The organism is Streptomyces sp. NPDC097129, assembly GCF_055668065.1.
In genome coordinates this window covers 1-1252 of record NZ_JBVOQE010000073.1, presented here as the reverse complement: position 1 = coordinate 1252, position 1252 = coordinate 1, and the positions used below count along the sequence as shown (strand labels likewise).

At 57.8% G+C, this 1252-nt stretch carries 1 protein-coding gene and 2 rRNA genes; all 3 read left to right on the top strand.

The features are described from left to right. A 23S ribosomal RNA gene (locus AC0B9F_RS38185) occupies positions 1-383 on the top strand; the annotation flags it as partial. 159 nt (positions 384-542) lie between these two features. After that, positions 543-659 (top strand): 5S ribosomal RNA (rrf, locus tag AC0B9F_RS38180). 402 nt (positions 660-1061) lie between these two features. Next, positions 1062-1252 (top strand): aldehyde dehydrogenase family protein (locus AC0B9F_RS38175; RefSeq protein ID WP_472010412.1); only part of this gene is annotated, 191 nt, incomplete at its 3' end.

The window sequence follows — 1252 nt, the reverse complement described above, 5'->3', positions numbered from 1 at the left end:
ATCCTGGGGCTGGAGTAGGTCCCAAGGGTTGGGCTGTTCGCCCATTAAAGCGGCACGCGAGCTGGGTTTAGAACGTCGTGAGACAGTTCGGTCTCTATCCGCCGCGCGCGTTAGAAACTTGAGGAAGGCTGTCCCTAGTACGAGAGGACCGGGACGGACGAACCTCTGGTGTGCCAGTTGTTCCGCCAGGAGCACCGCTGGTTAGCTACGTTCGGAAGGGATAACCGCTGAAAGCATCTAAGCGGGAAGCCTGTTCCAAGATGAGGTTTCTCACCCCCTCGAGGGGGTAAGGCCCCCGGCAGACCACCGGGTTGATAGGCCAGAACTGGAAGTGCAGTAATGCATGCAGGTGACTGGTACTAATAGGCCGAGGACTTACCACAAAGAAGCTACGCGTCCACTGTGCGGTATCTGAAACAACACACAGATACTGATGAGAAACCCTGTTTTCTCCGTCATCCATCCACCCCGTAACGGGTTCGGGTTGATGCACGGTGAAACCAGGTGATCAGAAGAAGGTTACTGTGACAGTTTCATAGAGTTACGGCGGTCATAGCGAAGGGGAAACGCCCGGTCCCATTCCGAACCCGGAAGCTAAGCCCTTCAGCGCCGATGGTACTGCACTCGACAGGGTGTGGGAGAGTAGGACACCGCCGAACACACATTAGAGAAGCCCCCCAACCAGTACTGGTTGGGGGGCTTTCTCGTACCCAAAACACCCCGAAACATCCCGTCGCCGGCACCCTCTGATCGAGTGAACGGCACGTTCGTCGCCTCAGATCGACCGAACGTACCGTTCACACCATCAGGGGCGGGAGCACAGCCGACTCACCACCCCGTCCGGGATCGATTGAACGACACTCTCACCCTCCTCAACGAGGGGAACGGTACGTTCACACCATCACTGAAAAGCGTGCGCGCACCACAGGTCTCGTCAGTCGAAGGTCAATCTCGACACCAACCTGCCACGGAACCCGTCGAGCGTGGCTAGGCTCGGAAGAGGTGCCCCGTGTGATCGGGCCCACCTCACCTGTGCACGCGTGATGACTACGGAGGCTTCTATGACCGATATTCTCGACCGCACCAAAATCTATGTTGATGGCGCCTGGATCGAATCCACTGGCAGCGGTCGGATCGACGTTCTCAATCCGGCTACCGAAGAGCTGATAGGAACTGTCGCCGAAGGCACTGTCGAAGATGTCGATGCGGCCGCGAAGGCAGCACGAAAGGCTTTCCCCGCTTGGTCTGCACT